General features: G+C 74.1%; 17 protein-coding genes. 6 read left to right on the top strand and 11 right to left on the bottom strand.

Features of this window, described 5'->3' with window-relative positions; all coding sequences use genetic code 11:
* The first annotated feature begins 63 nt into the window (after positions 1–63).
* The 3 genes from ACF9IK_RS08045 (at position 64) to ACF9IK_RS08035 (ending at position 4,311) form a co-directional block, all read left to right on the top strand.
* Complete coding sequence (locus ACF9IK_RS08045) at positions 64–1,986, top strand: ATP-binding protein (RefSeq protein ID WP_395293553.1); 1,923 nt, start codon at positions 64–66, stop codon at positions 1,984–1,986.
* 395 nt (positions 1,987–2,381) lie between these two features.
* A complete protein-coding gene (locus tag ACF9IK_RS08040; RefSeq protein WP_395293552.1) occupies positions 2,382–3,473 on the top strand; it encodes an inosamine-phosphate amidinotransferase 1 in 1,092 nt (363 codons plus the stop codon).
* Positions 3,474–3,576: 103 nt separating this feature from the next.
* Positions 3,577–4,311, top strand: a complete 735-nt coding sequence (locus ACF9IK_RS08035) for a peptidyl-tRNA hydrolase (protein ID WP_395293551.1) — start codon at positions 3,577–3,579, stop codon at positions 4,309–4,311.
* Positions 4,312–4,527: 216 nt separating this feature from the next.
* On the opposite strand, the gene ACF9IK_RS08030 is transcribed toward ACF9IK_RS08035, so the two are convergent.
* The 4 genes from ACF9IK_RS08030 to ACF9IK_RS08015 all read right to left on the bottom strand — a co-directional run bounded on the left by ACF9IK_RS08030 (position 4,528) and on the right by ACF9IK_RS08015 (position 6,856).
* Positions 4,528–4,971, bottom strand: a complete 444-nt coding sequence (locus ACF9IK_RS08030) for a hypothetical protein (protein WP_395293550.1) — start codon at positions 4,969–4,971, stop codon at positions 4,528–4,530.
* A 280-nt stretch (positions 4,972–5,251) separates the two neighbouring features.
* Entirely contained in the window at positions 5,252–5,437 is a 186-nt protein-coding gene (locus ACF9IK_RS08025; protein ID WP_395293549.1) for a hypothetical protein, read from the bottom strand.
* Between the two features lie 407 nt (positions 5,438–5,844).
* Positions 5,845–6,438 carry a class I SAM-dependent methyltransferase gene (locus ACF9IK_RS08020; protein WP_395293548.1) on the bottom strand — a complete coding sequence of 198 codons (594 nt, stop codon included), beginning with the start codon at positions 6,436–6,438 and terminating at the stop codon, positions 5,845–5,847.
* A gap of 28 nt (positions 6,439–6,466) precedes the next feature.
* On the bottom strand, positions 6,467–6,856 hold the full coding sequence (locus ACF9IK_RS08015; RefSeq protein ID WP_395293547.1) for a hypothetical protein: 390 nt from the start codon (positions 6,854–6,856) through the stop codon (positions 6,467–6,469).
* 119 nt (positions 6,857–6,975) lie between these two features.
* Between ACF9IK_RS08015 and ACF9IK_RS08010 the strand changes: the two genes are divergently transcribed.
* Positions 6,976–7,320, top strand: a complete 345-nt coding sequence (locus ACF9IK_RS08010) for a winged helix-turn-helix transcriptional regulator (RefSeq protein ID WP_395293546.1) — start codon at positions 6,976–6,978, stop codon at positions 7,318–7,320.
* A 187-nt stretch (positions 7,321–7,507) separates the two neighbouring features.
* Here the strand turns inward: ACF9IK_RS08010 and ACF9IK_RS08005 are convergent, their stop codons facing one another.
* The 4 genes from ACF9IK_RS08005 to ACF9IK_RS07990 all read right to left on the bottom strand — a co-directional run bounded on the left by ACF9IK_RS08005 (position 7,508) and on the right by ACF9IK_RS07990 (position 12,114).
* Positions 7,508–9,202, bottom strand: coding sequence for an acetolactate synthase large subunit (locus ACF9IK_RS08005; RefSeq protein WP_395293545.1), 1,695 nt, complete (start codon positions 9,200–9,202; stop codon positions 7,508–7,510).
* Positions 9,203–9,601: 399 nt separating this feature from the next.
* The gene (locus tag ACF9IK_RS08000; protein ID WP_395293544.1) at positions 9,602–10,342 is read right to left on the bottom strand and encodes a hypothetical protein; all 741 of its coding nucleotides are present in this window, start codon (positions 10,340–10,342) and stop codon (positions 9,602–9,604) included.
* Positions 10,343–10,399: 57 nt separating this feature from the next.
* Positions 10,400–11,209 carry an ABC transporter permease gene (locus ACF9IK_RS07995; protein WP_395293543.1) on the bottom strand — a complete coding sequence of 270 codons (810 nt, stop codon included), beginning with the start codon at positions 11,207–11,209 and terminating at the stop codon, positions 10,400–10,402.
* The gene (locus tag ACF9IK_RS07990) at positions 11,206–12,114 is read right to left on the bottom strand and encodes an ABC transporter ATP-binding protein (protein WP_395293542.1); all 909 of its coding nucleotides are present in this window, start codon (positions 12,112–12,114) and stop codon (positions 11,206–11,208) included. The genes ACF9IK_RS07995 and ACF9IK_RS07990 overlap by 4 nt, the downstream gene beginning before the upstream one ends.
* 166 nt (positions 12,115–12,280) lie before the next feature.
* Here ACF9IK_RS07990 and ACF9IK_RS07985 point away from each other — a divergent pair, with 166 nt between their 5' ends.
* A complete protein-coding gene (locus tag ACF9IK_RS07985) occupies positions 12,281–13,525 on the top strand; it encodes a sensor histidine kinase (protein WP_395293541.1) in 1,245 nt (414 codons plus the stop codon).
* Positions 13,522–14,205, top strand: coding sequence for a response regulator (locus tag ACF9IK_RS07980; RefSeq protein WP_395293540.1), 684 nt, complete (start codon positions 13,522–13,524; stop codon positions 14,203–14,205). The genes ACF9IK_RS07985 and ACF9IK_RS07980 overlap by 4 nt, the downstream gene beginning before the upstream one ends.
* Before the next feature lie 20 nt (positions 14,206–14,225).
* On the opposite strand, the gene ACF9IK_RS07975 is transcribed toward ACF9IK_RS07980, so the two are convergent.
* From ACF9IK_RS07975 to modA, 3 genes are all read right to left on the bottom strand, one after another.
* Positions 14,226–15,305, bottom strand: coding sequence for an ABC transporter ATP-binding protein (locus ACF9IK_RS07975; protein ID WP_395293539.1), 1,080 nt, complete (start codon positions 15,303–15,305; stop codon positions 14,226–14,228).
* Positions 15,306–15,550: 245 nt separating this feature from the next.
* A complete protein-coding gene (locus ACF9IK_RS07970) occupies positions 15,551–16,351 on the bottom strand; it encodes an ABC transporter permease (RefSeq protein WP_395298504.1) in 801 nt (266 codons plus the stop codon).
* Positions 16,352–16,407: 56 nt separating this feature from the next.
* Positions 16,408–17,280 (bottom strand): molybdate ABC transporter substrate-binding protein, encoded by an 873-nt coding sequence (gene modA / locus ACF9IK_RS07965; protein WP_395293538.1) that lies wholly within the window; start codon positions 17,278–17,280, stop codon positions 16,408–16,410.
* Positions 17,281–17,540: the final 260 nt, after the last annotated feature.

The following is a 17,540-nucleotide window of genomic DNA, read 5'->3' as shown; positions in this document are numbered from 1 at the left end:
CGCATGATGAATCCGGGGGATGGACACCGGATGGTCGCCACTTCGACGGAGAAGAGGACTGCAGTGCCGCGTCGGGAGAGTCCGCTGGACGAGGGGGACGGGCCGCTGCTGCGGTTCGCGAGCGATCTACGGGCGTTGCGGGAACGGGCCGGCAGCCCGCCGTACCGCCAACTGGCCGTGCGGGCCCACTGTTCGGCGGCCAGCCTCTCGGTGGCCGCGGGCGGGCGGCGGCTGCCCAGCCTCGCCGTGACGCTCGCGTACGTCCAGGCGTGCGGCGGGGACGTCCGCGAGTGGCAGCACCGCTGGCAGTTGCTGGCGGCCGAGTTGGCCGCCGACACCGCCGCGCGGCGGCGTGCCCAGGACGTCGGGCGGGCTCCCTACCCGGGGGCGGTGGCCTTCGAGGCGGTGGACGCGGAGCGGTTCTTCGGACGCGAGGCGCTGCTGGACCGGCTGGTCGGGCTACTCGACGAGCGGCGCCTGGTGGTGGTCACCGGGCCGTCCGGTGTCGGCAAGTCCTCGCTCGTCCGGGCCGGGCTGCTGGCCCGGCTCGCCGGGGGGCCGGCCGCAGGTGGCGGGGTTCCGGGGGAGAACGCGCCGGGCGGCGGACCAGCGGGTGGCGGAGCGCCGGGTCGGGGGGCTCCCCGCGGTGCGGGCACGCACGGCGGACACGCCGGCCGGAGGCCCGGGTCCGGGAGCGGCCGGGGGACGGGTGGAGCGGGCACCGTCCCGGTGGCCCTGCTCACCCCCGGGGAGCGCCCGATGGAGGCGTACAGGTTGGCCTTGGCCCGGCTCGGACAGCGGGCCGGGGAGGCGCGAGGTGCGCTTGGCGGCCGGGCGGCGGGAGCGGGCCCCGCGGGCCCGGTCCTGGTGGTCGACCAGGGGGAGGAGTTACGCACGCGCTGCCGGGACGCGGGGGAACGTGCGCGGTTCCTGGACGCCCTGGTGGCGGTGGCGCAGGGCCGGGCGGAGGGGCTCGGAGCCGGTGGACCCTGTGCCGGCGGGATCGGGGCGGACGCCTCCGGTACCGACGGGCTCGGCGAACCCGGCATCGGAACCGCCGGCGCCGTGCCGTGCCGGGTGGTGCTGGTGCTCCGCTCCGACCAGGCGGCCGCGCTCCAGGCGGAGCACCGAGGGCTGGCCGCGGTCACCCGCGGCGCCGTCCTGGACGTCGGCCCGCCGGCGCCGGACGAACTGCGCCGGGCGATCACCGAACCGGCGCTCCGGGCCGGCTGTACCGTCGAGGGTTCCCTGCTCGCCGTCCTGATCTCCACCGCCGCCCGGCAGCCCGGCGCGTTGCCGCTGCTGTCGGCGGCCCTGTTGGAGACCTGGCGCAGGCGCAGCGGCAACGCCCTCACGCTGGCCGGCTTCCAGGCCACCGGAGGGTTCGAGGGGGCGCTGGCCCGCACCGCCGAGGCGTTCTTCAACGGACTGGACCCGGCCGATCGGGAGCGGGCGAAGGCGGTCTTCCTGCGGCTCGGCGGCCGGCCGCCGACGGGGGCCGCCGGTGACGGTGCGCACCAGCCCGTCGGACGGCGGGAGTTCGACGATCCGGGTGTTCCCGCGGTGCTCGAACGACTGGTCCGGGCCCGGCTGGTGGTCCTGGACCGGGACACCGTCGAGCTGGCCCATCACGCGCTGCCGCAGGCCTGGACCAGGCTCCGCGACTGGCTGGCCGAGGGACGGGAGACGATCGTCGAACACCGCCGGCTCACCGAGGCGGCGCGCAGCTGGGCGGCGGCCGACCGCGACCCGGAGCTGCTCTACCGGGGTGGTCGGCTGGAGGCGGTGCGGCGGCAGGTGGCGGCGGGCGATCTGGTGCCGGGAGGCGTCGAGCGCGCCTTCCTGGCGGCCGCCGTCCGTGCGGCGGCGGCCGACCGGCGCCGGGCCCGGCGGCAGAGCCTGGCCGTGGCCGGGATCGCGGCGGCCGGCGGGGCGCTGCTGACCCTGGCCGGTGGGAGCCGGATCCGGCGCGTCCTGCGGGTTTGATCAGCCTCGGGAAAGCGGCGTCGAACAACGGGCCGGTCAATCACCGGGGTGATCGGGCGGAGCCGGGAATGTCGATCACTCCCTTGCGTGGCCGTCCGGCGGCCGGGTAGCTTGGCGATCGATCCCGGCTCGTGCAATCCGTGAATTCGCCTGCCCGGCCGGTGATTTCCCGTCCGTCGTGGTCGGCCTCGGCCGGGTCGGCGGTTTCTCCGAGGTTCGAGGTAATTCCACCGCCGGAGCGGCCCGTTCGGTATCCGCTTCAGCCGGATGTCCTCGTTCTTCCCCACCGATACCGATGTTCGGCCGATTCCGGCTGCCCCGCCGTCCGCTGCTCGTCGTCCGCTGTCCGATCCGTTCCGAATCCACGCTGTTCCGCCACGTGTCAAGGGGGAGTCATGTCCGAGTCGACCCGTCCGGCTGCGCCGGCCCGTCCGGTCCACAGCTGGGACGAGTTCACCACGCTGCGCGAGGTGGTGGTCGGCACCGCCGTGGGCGCACGGCTGCCTGAGCAGACCGACCCGTCGTCCTGGCTCTCCTGTTTCCCGAAGACCAGCGCCGCGGAGCTCGCCGCGATCGAGGTCGGCGCCTACCCGCAGCAGGTCGTGGAGGAGACCGAGGAGGACCTCGACGCGCTGGTCGCCACCCTCCGCGGGCTGGGCGTGACCGTCCACCAGCCCCAATTCGTCGACCATGCGGCCGCGTTCTCCGCGCCCGACTGGAAGGCCGACGGCGGCTTCCACTCCTACTGCCCGCGCGACCTCACGCTGGTCGTCGGCGAGACGGTGATCGAGGTGGCGAGCCCGATGCGCCACCGGTACTTCGAGGTGTTCGGCCTGCGCGACCTCTTCCAGGAGTACCTGCTCGGCGGGGCGCGATGGCTCTCCGCGCCGCGGCCCCGACTCCACGACGGGCTCTTCGAGTTCGACGCCGACGGCCTGCCGCTGCTGGGCGAGGCCGAGCCCGTCTTCGACGCCGCCAACGTGCTCCGGCTCGGCCGCGACGTCTTCTACCAGGTGTCCCGCAGCGGCAACGAACTCGGCCTGAAGTGGCTGGAGTCGACCCTCGGTCTGCTGGGCGACCTCAGACTCCACCCGCTGCGCGACATCTACGGCTACACCCACATCGACAGCACCATCGCGCTGCTGCGTCCGGGGCTGGTGCTGCTCAACCCGGAGCGGATCAGCCCGGAGACGGTGCCCGAGCCGCTGCGTGGCTGGGACGTCCTCTGGTGCCCGCCCGCCGAGCCGTCGGCGGACTCGCCCGAGCACGCGCTCAGCGAGAGCTGGATCAGCATGAACCTCCTGATGGTCAGCCCGGACACGGCGATCGTCGAGTCGGGGCAGCACAGCCTGATCAAGCAGCTGGAGCACGCCGGCATCACCGTCCTGCCGCACCGGCTGCGGCACTCGCGGGTGCTCGGCGGCGGGTTCCACTGCGTGACGCTGGACATCCGGCGCGACGGCGGACCGGAGGACTACCTCTCCTGAGCCTGCCCCGCGCCGGCGCCCGGCGGCGGCCGTCCCGCTGCGGCTCCGGCCGTGCCTGCGGCTCCGGTGATCGTCGCGGAGCGGGGGCTGGCATGCTTGACGGGTGACTTCTCCGTTCGATGCTCCCGCCCCTGTCCCTGCTCCCGAGGACCGCGATGCGCGGCCGCAGTACGTCCTCCCGCTGCTCGTCCGGCTGGAGAAGGCGACTCCGCCCGGGCGGACCGACGCGCTGGAGACCTCGGCGCGTGCCGTGCTCACCCTGCTGGCCGACCCCCGGGTCACCGAGGCGGACGGTGAGTGGGCGGAGCGGGTGGCGGCCTGGGAGGACGCCCGGATCCGCAAGGTGGTCCGCCGGGCGCGGGGCGGCGAGTGGCGCAAGGCCGGCGAGCTGCCGGGCATCACGGTGACCGGGCAGCAGGCCGAGGTGCGGGTGTTCCCGCCGATCCCGCTCGACGGCTGGCCGAAGGAGCTCGCGAAGCTCCAGGTCTCCGGCACCGACCTGGAGGAGGCCGGCCCGGTGGACGCCGCCGGGGCCGGGATCCCGGTGCTCTGGCTGAACCCGGAGCTGGAGATGAGCGCCGGGAAGGCCATGGCCCAGACCGGCCACGCGGCCCAGCTCGCCTGGTGGCGGCTGAGCGACGCGCAGCGCAAGGAGTGGGCCGGGTCCGGCTTCGCGCTGGCGGTCCGCACGGCCACGCCCGAGACCTGGGCGGAGCTGGTGGCGAGCGGGCTGCCGCTCGTCCAGGACGCGGGCTTCACGGAGATCGCCCCGGGGCCGACTGTCGCACTCGAAGGCGGCGAGCGCTACTGCCCCGTGGGGCGCCTGCGACGCCCGTGAACGCTCCACGCCGAGCCCGACACGGGGACGTAGTGGGTGAGGAGCGCGCGTTCCCGGCAGCTGCGCGCCTCCGGTAGGTCCGCCCTCCCGCGGACGGCGGTGTGCCGGCGCCCGGCCGCCTCGGCAGCGGCCTCGACGAGGACTACGTGGCTGCGCACGTGCGACTGCGCAGTCAGGCCTCCAGGCGTCCGCCGCCGGAGCTGGTCGTCCACCAGGTCAGTTCGGGCTCTCCGCGATCATCCACCCCGCACTCGCCGAGTCGGCGCAGAGGTGGATCCAGATCAGCCGGTCCACACGACGGACGACGTAGGTGTGTGCCGGGCTGTTGTAGATGTCGCCGAGCCCCGCGACGAACTTCACGGAGGTGTCCTCGTCGATGGACGAGGCGACGTCTCCCGGGATCGGGGAGTGCGTGACGGGGACGCCGCCCAGTTCGGCGACCGCCTTCTCGACAGCACCGGCCAGTTCCGCGGCCGAGAACTCCCTGCCCGAGTCCGCGTGGACCGTCGCCTGGTAGACCTTGCCCTCGACCCACTGCAGGCGGTCGCCCGTCCAGAACGGGACGCGGCCGGCGGGGGCTACGGGGATCGCAGGGTTCGGGTCGCGGAAGCCCGCGGGGATCCTCAGATACGGAAAGTCGCCCAGAGGCGCTTCCGACACGGGAACCGACGTCGGATCGAAGGCGCCGGCCGGGGCCGAGGAAGCGCCGGAGGGGGCGGTCGTTCCGCCGGGGCCGCCCTGCGGCGCGACAGAGGAGCCGGCCACCGATGCCGTGGGGGAGGCCATGGGATCACCGGTCGCGTCCTGCCCCCCGCAGGAGACCGCGGCCGGAAGGAGCAGGGCGCAGAGAGCGGCCGCACGGGCGGCTCGGGCAAAGCGGTGGATCGTCATCGGTGCCCCCAGGAGTCGGTGGGTCGGTTCGGCGCGGGCCGCGATCGGATCATCGAGGCGACATGGTCGGCAGGGTCGGCAGGGTCGGCATGGTCCCCGGCTTCCCGCGGTTCTCGAAGTCCTGCGGCCCGGTCGTCCTGCGGCCCGCCACGGTCGCGGTCGGGACGGTGCGGATCGGCAGGAAGTCCTGGTCGATCCGGACCTGGTAGTCGTCGTACGTGCCACCCCCGAACACCGGGTGGCCGAGATGGCGAAACGGCGTGGACGGCGTGGACGGCGTCCACAGGCTCCGGAGCCGAGGGCGCCGGCTTCCACTGCGTGGCGGGGAAGGACTCCCGCTGCACACGCGGATCCGCGACGGCGGGATACGCCTCGGCCACGGTTTCGACGAGTACTTCTTCCGGGGTGCCGTCCGCCTTCGCCCGGACCCGGCCGGCCGGGCCGCGCATCCGGCGGTGCTCGCCCCTGTCGGGCGGCTCCGTTCCGTCGGAGAGGTTCAGACGGGTCTGCGGCGGGTCGCCCCGCCCTTCTCCCGCCCACGCGACACCCCCTCACGGACGGGTGTCGGCCTCGCGGACAGCAGCGGTGTGACAGACCGGCCTTCAGCAGCTTTGCGTGGCAGACACCGGACCGGATCCGCTCTCAGGTGGGTGTCGACGGTGCTGCCCCGGAAGGCACCGGGGCGTAGCGGTACCAGTCGGGCCCGGGCTTCGCGATCAGCCGCCACCGCTCGGTCAGCAGCACGGCGACTTCGTCCGCGTTGACACCGCGGGGCCCGATGCCGCGGCGTCGGCGCGGCGCGGCACGTACAAGGAGGGTGGCTCCGGGAGCGGCGAGGGCGTTCACGGTGGCGGCCCAGCCGGGCCGGCGCCCCGCCGGGACGCCGTGCAGGCAGCCGTTGTCGAGCAGGAGCGAGGCGACTCCGGCGAGTCGGCCATCGGGGTCGACAGAGTGGGGCTCGGTCACGTCGGCGACACGCCACACGACGTGGCCTCTCGGGTCCCTGCTGCGGGCGGCGGCGATGGCGGCGCGCGTGTAGTCCACGGCTGTGACCGACCAGCCGTGCTCGGCGAGGTAGCGTGCCTGGCGGCCGGTGCCGCAGCCGAGGTCGACGGCCTGAGCGGGCGGCAGCGGCGGCGACGAACCCTCGACGATGTCGACCAGCGGGTCCGGTATGCCGGCGCGCTCCCAAGGGACGATGCCCATGCGGTAGAGCGTGCGGTAGGTGCGGCGCATGTCGACTCCTCCGTCGGCGGTCGGCTGGTCAGTATGCGACGGTCTGTCGGCGTGGATGGAACCACAGGAGCGCTCCGATGAAGAACACCGGTGCGAACGCGGCGGTACTCACCTGGCGCAGGCTCAGGTCCCCGACGGCCAGATACCTGAGGGTGGCCGTCCAGTCGACGGCCTGGACGACGATCATCGTGTCGATCCAGCCGACCCGGATGCGCGGTGCCCGCGCTGCGGCGAACATGCCGTAGGCGTAGCCGAGGAAACGGGCGGCCATCATCGCGAACAGCCAGTTCGCCCATGCCGGCGCCGCCGGACGCAGGCCGAGCACCTCGGCGCTCGCGCCGGGCGCCACCAGGAACATCGCCCCGAGGGCCAGTTGAAAGACGCCGATGGTGACGAGGGTGACGCGTAGTGCTCGCATGGGGTGCTCCGTCCAGCCGGTCGACGAGATGCCTCGACGGTAGGGGAGCGTGAAGGTCGATTGTCAAAGAGTGAACCAGTATCCTTCTGTGAACCATTGGGATGACCTGCGGAGACTTCATGAACGAGGAATGCGTCGAGGCGACCTGCCCGGTGGCCCTGGCCGTCGGGATCCTCGACGGTAAGTGGACGATGCTCGTGATCCGCGACCTGCTCGGCGGAACCAAGCGCTTCTCCGAGCTGCGCACCTCGCTCGCCGGCATCAGCCCGAAGACCCTCACCGACCGGCTGCGCGCCCTTGAGGAGCGCGGGCTCGTGCGGCGCGTCGTCCACGCCGAGATCCCTCCGCGGGTCGAGTACACCCTGACCGACACGGGCCTCGGCCTCGCGCCCGTCATCCGCGCGCTGGGAGCCTGGGGCGCCACGATGGCCCCACCGCCAGGCACTCCCGTGGCCGACGTCTAGTACTGCAACGGTGCCCACCGTGACGAGGTCTCAGCTCTTGGACCGGCTTCGGTGCCGCTGCCGGGCGAGCGGTGGTCGGGTGGGTGCTGCGAAACCCCCGCCGCACCCGGGCGGGGGTGAGGCGGGGGGCCGCTCCTGTCGACCACGCTGTGCGCCGGGCCCGGAGCGGTGCCGCCGCGCAGACGAATCAGAAGGGGCCGTGCAGTCCGCCGAGTCTGTCGGTCAGCCGCAGGTTCTCGGAGTAGTCGACGGGGCAGGCGATGACGGAGACCGCTCCCTCGTCCAGGGCGAGGCGCAGCGCGGGGAGGAGCTGGTCGGCCGACTCGATGGCGTGGCCGCGGGCTCCGAAGCTCCGGGCGTAGGCGACCAGATCGGGGTTCGTGAACCGGGTGTGGCTGTGGCGGCCCAGTTCGAGTTCCATCTTCCAGCTGATCAGCCCGTACTCCTGGTCGACCAGGACCAGCACCACCAGCGGGATGCGCTCGCGGACGGCGGTTTCCAGTTCCTGGGAGTTCATCAGGAACGAGCCGTCGCCCATGACTGCCAGGACCTTGCGGTCCGGCCGGGCGAGCTTGGCGCCGATCGCGCCGGGCAGCGCGAATCCCATGGTGGAGAGGCCGTTGGAGAGCAGGCAGGTGTCCGGCTCGTAGGTCGGGTACAGGCGGGCCATCCACATCTTTCCCACGCCGGTGTCGGCGAGTACGACGTCCTGCCGGTCGAGGGCGGCGCGCACGTCGGCCACCACGCGCTGCGGCAGGAGGGGGAAGGCCTCGCTGTCGCGGCCGCGGCGGAGCTCCTCGTCGAGCAGGGACCGGATCGCCGCGCCGGCGCCGCCGGACTCCCGCGCAGGGCGTTCGGGCAGTGCGGCCGCGAGTGCGTCCAGCGCCTGCGAGAGGTCGCCCTCGACTCCCACGGTCACCGGGTAGTGGGCGTCCACCTCGGCGGGGAACCGGTGGAGGTGGACGATCCGCTTGTCGCCGCCAGGGTTGATCTTGGCCGGGTCGAACTCCTGGATCTCGTAGCCCACGCAGACCAGGACGTCGGCTTCGTCGAAGCCGAAGTTGCTGTAGTCGTGGCGCATGAAGCCGACGGCTCCGAGGGCGTTGCGATGGTCATCGGGGAAGACGCCCTTGCCGTGGAAGGTGGTCGCCACCGGAACGTCCAGCCGCTCCGCGAACCGGAGGAGGGCCGCGGACGCGCCGGCCCGGGCGGCGCCGTGGCCGGCCAGCACCACGGGTCGGCGTGCGGAGGCGATCACCTCGGCGGCCCGCGCGATCCGTTCGTTTGACGGGGCGTCGGCGTGCACCGTGTCGATCTGCAGCGGCGAGAGACGCTCCGCGGGGTGCTCGGCCTCGACGTCCTCCGGTACGGCGAGGAAGACGGCGCCGGGGCGTTCGCTCTGCGCGGTCTTGAAGGCCTTGCGCACCATCTCCGGTGCTGCGTCCGGGCACTCGATGCGGGCCGACCACTGCGTGACGGGGGAGAACATCGACACCAGGTCGATGACCTGGTGCGACTCCTTGTGGACGCGGCGGAGCGAGCCCTGGGCGGCGAGGGCGACCAGCGGGGTGCTGTTGGTGGTCGCGTCCGCGGCGCCGAGCAGCAGGTTGATCGCTCCGGGGCCAAGCGTGGCGGAGCACACGCCTGCCCGGCCGGTCAGCCGTCCGTAGATCTCCGCCATGAACGAGGCCGCCTGCTCGTGGCGCGTCAGGACGTACCGGATCCCGGACCCGTCGAGGGCGTCGACGAAGCGGATGTTCTCCTCGCCCGGGATGCCGAAGACGTACTCGACGCCCTCGGCCTGCAGACAGCGCACCAGGAGGTGTGCCACGTCCTCTGCATCCGCAGTGGTCTTCGATTCGGTCGCGCTGTCGGCGGTCATGCGGCGAACGTAGGCGCTCGGCACGTCTCCGGCCACCGGCGGCGACCGACCGGGTGACGCGCCTGAGAGGCCGTCCTCGTCCGATGCTTCGTCCCGGGACGGGGTGTTCGGCGGGCTTCTTGGGGCCACGCCAGGAGATGGTGTTCTCGCCGGTCGGGCGGCGGGTCCTGAGATCGGTCATGGCGATGTGGATCACGGCTTCGGAGCGACTGGGAGGGGTTGCGCAGTCGCCGACCACCCGGCGCTGCGCGCGTGGCGCCTCGGGCCGCGACGGGAGGCGGAGGGCCGCCGGCGGCCTCAGGCTGCTGATCTCCGCCGTCCGTCGGCGCCCGGTGGCGCACTGCCGGCTCTGATCGTCCCGATCGCGCCCTTGCACGGGTCCGGCGCGGTCCGGGCGGTTCAGGCGGCGTGGCGGCGGATCGAGCGGAGCCCGCCGTAGGCCGCGGCGGCGGTCCAGAGCGCCGTGATCAGCAGCGCGGTCCCGTGGCCGTAGTGGACGGCCGGGTCCGCCTGGGTCTGCATCGCGTGCAGCCCGGCCCGGTCGGGGAGGAACTGGCCCACCTCGCCGACCCCGGGGATCGCGGCCAGGAAGGTCGTGCCGAGGAAGAGCATCGGCGTCAGCACGCCGAGCGCCGCGGTGAAGTTGCGCATCATGGCGGTCAGGCCGAGGCAGAGCACCACCAGCAGCGGGTGGTAGAGCACACCGGCGAGGAAGCTGCGCCCGAGGCCCGGGGTGGACAGGTCGAGCCCGACGGTGGCGGCGACCGCGAGGAACGAGCCGCTGGTGGAGACCAGCCCCACCAGTAGCCCCAGCCCGGTGCCGAGCACCAGCTTCGCGCCGTAGAGGCGCCCGCGCCGGGGGACGGCGGCGAGCGAGACGCCGATCATGCGGGTGTTGAACTCCTGCCCGAGCAGCAGGACCCCGATGCAGGCGACGGCGACGTGGCCGAAGAGCAGACCGTAGTAGATCCCGCCGGCCGGGTCCTCGCCAGGGGTGTGGTCGACGGTCCCGTACGCGACGTTCACGAGGGCGGTGATGCCGACGGTGAGCGCGACGGCGACGAGCGGGGTGATCCACTGGGACCGGAGCGTGGTGAACTTGACCCGCTCGGAGCGGAGCACGGCGAGGGCGGAGGTCATCGGTTTCCTCTTCCGACTGGTTCTGGGGACGGGCGGCAGGTACGCCGGGCCGGCACGTCAGGCGGCGTGGCGGCGGATCGAGCGGAGGCCGCCACAGACCGCGGCGGCGGTCCAGAGCGCCATGATCAGCAGCCCGGTCCAGTGCCCGTAGCCGACCGCCGGGTCGTCCGCGTAGCGCAGCGCGTACTGGCCGGCGCGGTCCGGGAGGAACTGCACCACGTGCCGCACGCCCGGCACACCGGAGAGCAGCGGCGAGACCAGGAAGACGCTCGGCACCAACAGGCCCATGGCCGCGGTGAGGTTGCGCATCACGGCGGTCAGGCCGAGGCAGAGCACCGTCAGCAGCACCGGGTAGAGCACCCCGGCGGTGGCACTGCGCACGAAGGCCGGGCCGTCCCAGGCGCCGGATGTGAGGGTGGCGTACCCGGCGAAGGAGCCGGCCGTCCCGACGGCACCGACCGCCAGGGCGACGAGCGCGCCGACCGCCAGCTTCGCGCCGTAGAGGCGCCCGCGCCGGGGGACGGCGGCGAGCGAGACGCCGATCATGCGGGTGTTGAACTCCTGTCCGAGCAGCAGGATCCCGAAGCAGGTGAGTGCGGCCTGACCGAAGTTGAGGCCGTAGTGGACGCCGACGCCGGGGTCGTCGGTGAGGCCGGCGTCCGCGCCGCCGACCGCCGCCGCGACGGCGGTGCCGACCCCGGCGGTGCACAGCGCCGCGAGCACCGGGGTGATCCAGAGCGAGCGAAGGGTGGTGAGCTTGATCCCCTCGGCGCGCAGGACGTCGAGCACGTCCGGGGCGGTGGCCGTGCCGGCGACGGGGCGACCGGTCGCGGTGGCCGTGACCGCCGGCACGATCGGGGCGCTCATGCGGCGACCGCCCGGTACTCGACGCTGTCGGCGGTCATCCGCATGAACGCCTCTTCCAGGGAGTCCTGTTGGACGGCGATCTCGTACAGCACCACGCCGTTGGCCGCCGCCAGGGCGGCGAGCTGCTCGGGTTCGGCGCCGCTGACCTCCCAGGCGCCGCCGTCCACCGGCTCCGCGTCCAGGCCGGAGCCGCGCATCAGGGCGGACAGCTCGTCCGGGTTCACCGCACGCACCCGGATCCGGGTGCGGCCGTGCCGGTCGATGAAGTCCGCGGTGGCGGCGTCCGCCAGCAGCCGGCCCCGCCCGATCACCACCAGGTGGTCGGCGGTGAGGGCCATCTCCGTCATCAGGTGCGAGGAGACCAGCACCGAGCGCCCGTCGGCGGCCAGGCCGCGCAGCAGCGTACGGATCCAGCGGATGCCCTCCGGGTCGAGGCCGTTCACCGGCTCGTCGAGCATCAGCACCGGCGGGTCGCCGAGCAACGCGGCGGCCACGCCCAGACGTTGGCGCATGCCGAGGGAGAAGCCGCGGATCCGGCGGTCGGCCGCGCCGGTGAGTCCGACCTGGGCGAGCACCTCGTCCACCCGGCGCTTCGGCAGGGCGTTGCTGGCGGCGAGCCAGCGCAGGTGCCCGCGCGCCGTGCGACCGCCGTGCACGGCCTGCGGGTCGAGCAGGGCGCCGACCCGGCGCAGCGGGTCGGGCAGTTCGGCGTACGGGCGGCCGTTCACCAGGGCGCGGCCGGCGGTCGGCCGCTCCAGCCCGAGGACCATCCGCATCGTGGTGCTCTTGCCGGCGCCGTTCGGACCGAGGAAGCCCGTCACCACTCCGGGTCGGACCTCGAAGTCGAGGTCGGCGACCACCCGCGTGCCGTCGTACTCCTTGCTGAGGCCCTGGACCTGGATCACGGTCGTTCTCCTGTTCTCTCTGTCGCTGCCGCCGTCTGCGGTGGCGCGCTCGGGGCGGTCACCATTCGACCGGAGCGGACCACCCCTGCGGATCCCGCCGGGGAGTGGACGGCACTCCCTCCCGAGAGGGAGGCCGTCCACGCCGCTGACCTGGCAGGATGGCCGAATGCCCCGCATATTCGCGCCCCTGCTGAGCGCCGCCGTCTACGCGCGGCTGATGCATCTGCTCATCGGCTGGGTCTTCGCCGGCGTGGTCCTGATGGTCTATCCGGGAACATCCGGCCCGACCCTCGGCGGGATCCTGGCCCGGGCGGTTCCGGTGGACGTCGCACTGCTCGTCCTGGCGGCCATGGTGCCCGCGATGCGCCGGGCCGAGGGCGTACAGGCCCGTCTCCTGCTGATGCCCGGGCGGGAGCAGGACATCGCCGCCGAGCCGGCCCGCACCTGGGCCGACCGGTGGCGGACCGCGGTGTGGCTGGTCGGGCGGACGGCTCTGGGCTCGGCCGCCGGGGCGGCCTGCATCCTGGTGGCGGTGTCCGCCGTCGAGCTGGCCGTCCGGCCGGAGCCCGACCTCTACGGTGTCCGGCTCCCGGCCCGGACCGGCCTGTCGTGGTACCAGTTGCTGCCGCCGGTCCTGCTGTTCGGCCTCGGGTGGCTGATCGTCTGGGCGGGCCGACTCCAACTTGTCATGGCGAAGGGGCTGTTGGGGCCATCGCAGGCCGAGCGGCTGGCCGCCGCCGAGCTGCGGGCCGAACGGCTGCTGGAGCGCAACCTGTTGGCGCGCGAGCTGCACGACTCCATCGGCCACGCGCTGACGGTGACGGTCATTCAGTCCGGTGCGGCGCGCGAGGTCGGCGATCCGGCGTTCGTCGCCAAAGCGCTCCAGGTCATCGAGGAGACCGGGCGCCGGGCGATGGACGACCTGGAGCGCACCCTCCTCCTGCTCCGCGACACCGGCGACCGCCCCGGTGGCGGAGGCCCCGGTGGTGAGGGCGGGGACGCCTGCGAGCGCCCCGGCATCGAGCAGCTCCCCGCGCTCTTCGAGACCGCCCGTTCGGCCGGCAGCCAGGTCGAGGCGTGGATCGACGTGCCGTCCGGGAGCCTGCCGGGTGTGCTCTCCCGCGAGGGCTACCGGATCGTCCAGGAGGGCGTCACCAACGCCCTCAAGTACGCGCCCGGGCAGTCGATCGGCATCCGGATGGCCGTGCGCGAGGGCGCGTTCGAGTTGCGCTGCGCCAACGCCGTGGGCCCGGCGGCGCACGGCCGGTCCACCCCGCGCCGGGGCGGGAAGGGCCTTCGCGGCATCCGGGAGCGGGCCGTCCTGCTCGGCGGCGAGGCCTCGGCCGGGACGGACGGGGAGTCGGGCGAGTGGGTGCTGGCCGTGCGCATCCCCCTACGCTTGGGCGTGTGATGATCAACATACTGCTGGCCGACGACGAGGAGCTGGTCCGGGCCGGTCTGCGGGCCGTCCTGGAGGCCCAGGGCGACCTGAAGGTGGTCGGCGAGGCCGCCGACGGCGCCGAGGCGGTCGCGCTGGCCCGCGAACTGCGCCCGCACGTGGTGCTGATGGACGTCCGGATGCCGGGGACGGACGGCCTGGCGGCCACCCGGGCGCTGGTCGGGTCGGGCACCGGCGGGGCCGCGGACGGCGGGCCGTCGGGGCAGGCCCCGAAGATCCTGGTCGTTACCACCTTCGAGAACGACGACTACGTCTACCAGGCGCTGCGGGCCGGCGCCGACGGGTTCCTGCTGAAGCGCTCGCGCCCGTCCGAGATCGCCCAGGCCGTCCGGCTGGTTGCCGCGGGCGAGTCGCTGCTCTTCCCGGCCGCGATCCGGCGCCTCGCCGTCGGCCAGGGCAACCGCGCCGCGCGGGAGACGTTGGAGCGCGCCGCCCTGACCGGGCGCGAGGCCGAGGTGCTGCGCCTGATGGCCCGCGGACTCGCCAACGGGGAGATCGCCGAGCAGCTGTTCCTCGGGGTGCAGACGGTGAAGACGCACGTCAGCAGCGTGCTGGCGAAGCTCGGCGCCCGGGACCGCACCCAGGCGGTGATCGCCGCGTACGAGGCCGGCTTCGTGGAGCCGTCGGAGTAGGCCGTCCGGGCGGATCGGGGTCAGGCCGGGTAGGCGTGCGTCTGGGCGGCCTTGACCGACGCCCACACGGTGGCGCCGAGGGCGAGGTCCAGCTCGGCCGCGGCGGCGGGCGTCAGGTCGGCGGCCATCGGCACGGCCCCGGCCAGGTCGGCGCGGACCTGGTCGCCGTGCAGGTCCATACCCGCCACCTCCAGCTCCCAGACGTTGCGCGCGCTGGACTGCGGCCTCTCCCGGTAGAGCGTCACCGCCGACGGGGGGAAGGCCACGAAGGCGGGGCCGCTCAGCTCCTCGGTGGTGGTCAGCTCGGTGCCGTCCGCCAGCGTGACCCGGTGGCCGTCCGCCGTGCCCTGGTAGAGGTTGAGGCCGACCAGACGGGCGATGTAGTCGGTGCGCGGCCGGCGGGCGATCTCTGCCGGGCTGCCGGACTGCACCTCGCGCCCGTCCTCGATCACCACCAGCCGGTCGGCCAGCACCATCGCGTCCAGCGGGTCGTGCGTCACCAGCACCGCCATCGCCTCGAACTCGGCGAGGTGGCGTCGCAGCTGCGAGCGGACGTCGAGGCGGGTGCGGGCGTCGAGGGCGGCCAGCGGTTCGTCGAGCAGCAGCAGCCGGGGCCGGACGGCCAGCGCGCGGGCGAGCGCCACCCGCTGCGCCTGGCCCCCGGAGAGGCGGCCCGGACGCACGGTGGCGTGCTCGCCCAGGCCCATCCGCTCCAGCCAGCCGGCCGCCTCGGCGCGCGCCTCGCGCTTGCGCCGGCCCTGGCAGCGCGGGCCGAAGGCGACGTTGTCGAGCGCGCTGAGGTGCGGGAAGAGCAGGTAGTCCTGGAACACCACGCCGACCGGGCGCTCCTCGGCGGGGGTGTGCACCCGCCGGGCCGGGTCCTCCAGGACGCGGCCGTCCAGCCGCAGGTGGCCGCCGCTGAGCGGGAGCAGACCGGCGAGCGCGCGCAGGGCCGTGGACTTGCCGGCGCCGTTCGGTCCGAGCAGGCCGACCACCTCGCCGGGGGCGGCGGTCAGCGCGAGGTCGAGGCTGAAGGCGGTGCGGTCCACCCGTAGCCGGGCTTCGAGGGCGGGGGCGGGGGCGGGGGCGGCGGCAGTCATGGTGCGGGCTTCCAGGGTTTCGCAGGGCTTGGGGTCGTCGCGGGATCCGGGGCGGGGGACCGTGGCGGGACGGGGGGCCGATCCACCCCCGGGGTGGGAGGTCGGGCGGGCCGACCTCCCACCCCGCGCTTCCACTGTGCGCGTCCGACGTGCCCCCTCCGTGCGTGCGGCCCGTGCCCGGCCACCCTCCCGTGCGCGCTGCCGGGCGGGCGCCCGGTGTCCGGCCTCGGGGGCTGAGGCCGGTCTCACGGGGCCGACAGCCAGCGTTCGCGCAGCCCGACCAGGACGGCGATGGAGACCACCAGCAGCACCAGCGAGAGTGCGATGGCCGCCTCCGGGTCCCGCTCCATGGCGAGGTAGACGGCCAGCGGCATCGTCTGCGTCCTGCCCGGGAAGTTGCCGGCGAAGGTGATCGTCGCCCCGAACTCGCCCAGCGCCCGGGCCCAGGCCAGGACGGCGCCCGCGCCGATGCCGGGGGCGATCAGCGGCAGGGTGACCCGGCGGAAGGCGGTCAGCCGCGAGGCCCCCAGGGTGGCGGCCGCCTCCTCGTACCGCGGGTCGGCGGCCCGCAGAGCGCCCTCGACACTGATCACCAGGAACGGCATCGCCACGAACGACTCGGCGACGATCACACCGGTGGTGGTGAACGGCAGGGTGATGCCGAAGGCGGAGTCCAGCCACGAGCCGACGATGCCGCGCCGCCCGAGCACCAGCAGCAGCGCCACACCGCCCACCACCGGCGGCAGCACGAGGGGCAGGGTCACCAGCGCCCGGACGAGCCGGCGCCCGGGCAGCTCGGTCCTCGCCAGCAGCCAGGCCAGCGGCACCCCGAGCAGCAGCGACACCCCCGTCGCCGCCGTGGCGGAGACGAGCGAGAGGCGCAGCGCGTCCCAGACCTCGGTGCTGGTGAGCTGGTCGGACAGACTGCTCCAGGGCGCCCGGATCAGCAGCCCGACCACCGGCAGGGTCAGGAACGCCAGCCCGATCAGCGCCGGGAGCAGCAGCGCGACCGGGACGCGGTTCGCTCGCCGCCGCCGGGGCGGCAGGCCCGTGCCCGGGGCGGCCTCCCCGGCGTCCGGCCCGGTGGTGCGGGGGCGGGGGCTCACGGCGCCTGGAACCCCGCCGCGGTGAGCACCTGCTGCGCCTCGGCCGATCCGACGTAGGCGACGAAGGCGGCCGCGCCGGGCTTGTTCGGCGCCTTGGCCAGGGCGGCGATCGGGTAGTCGTTCACGGCCTCGGCGGCCTCGGGGAAGTCCACGCCGTCGATCTTCGCAGCATCGGCCCTGACATCGGTCCGGTACACGAGCGAGGCGTCGACCTCGCCCAGCTCGACCTTGGTCAGTGCGCCCTTGACGTCCTGCTCCAGGGTGACCGGGGTGAGCTCCACGCCGGCCGCCTTGAGCGCGGCTTGTGCGGCGGCTCCGCACGGGACCTCCTTCGCGCAGAGCGCGACCTTGACGCCGGGGGCGGAGAGGTCCCTGAGCCCTGCGACGTGCTGGGGGTTGCCCTTGGGCACGGCGATGGTGAGCGTGTTCCGCACGAAGGTCTTCGGCGTGCCGGCGGTGCCGCCCGCGTCGCCGACCGTCTTCATGGTGGCCGGGCTGGCCGCGGCGAACACGTCCGCGGGGGCGCCGGAGTTGATGCTGGTGGCGAGGCCGGAGCTGCCGCCGAAGTTGAACGTGACCCTGGCGCCCGGGTTGGCGGCCTCGAACTTCCTGCCGAGCTCGGTGAAGCTCTCCCTGAGCGAGGCGGCGGCGAAGACGGTGATCGTGCCGGAGGCCTTCGGGACGTCGGCCGGGGCGGCGGTCGGGGAGCCGGCGCCCGCGGCGGCACCGGCGGACGCGGTGCCGGTGCCCGAGGAGATCGTTTCGCCGTCGCTACCGCAGGCGGTGATCCCGAGGCTGAGGACGAGAGCCGCTGCGGCAACGACGGCGAGTCTGCGGGTGCGGGCGGTGGGCGTGGTGTCGGTGCTCATCGGGCTTTCCCCTCCGGGGCACGCCGGACGGGGCGCGGTGCCACGTCCGCAGGTGCGGCTGATATGGCGATCATAGTGCCGCAGATGCCAGTGGAAAGTCGCCTGGTTCATCGCACAGGCGGGGATCTGCGGCAGTCGCCTCTTCGTCGTTGGAAGGCTCAAACCGGGCTCCGGGCCCCGGGCCCCCGGGCCGGTGGCGCGAACGCGCCCTGGTCCGCTGCGCCGCTTTCCGTGGATGATGACCCGTCAGTCAACTGGTG

This window comes from Kitasatospora hibisci (assembly GCF_043950205.1).
GTDB classification, from domain to species: Bacteria; Actinomycetota; Actinomycetes; order Streptomycetales; family Streptomycetaceae; genus Kitasatospora; species Kitasatospora hibisci.
This window is presented reverse-complemented; position numbering and strand designations above follow the sequence as displayed.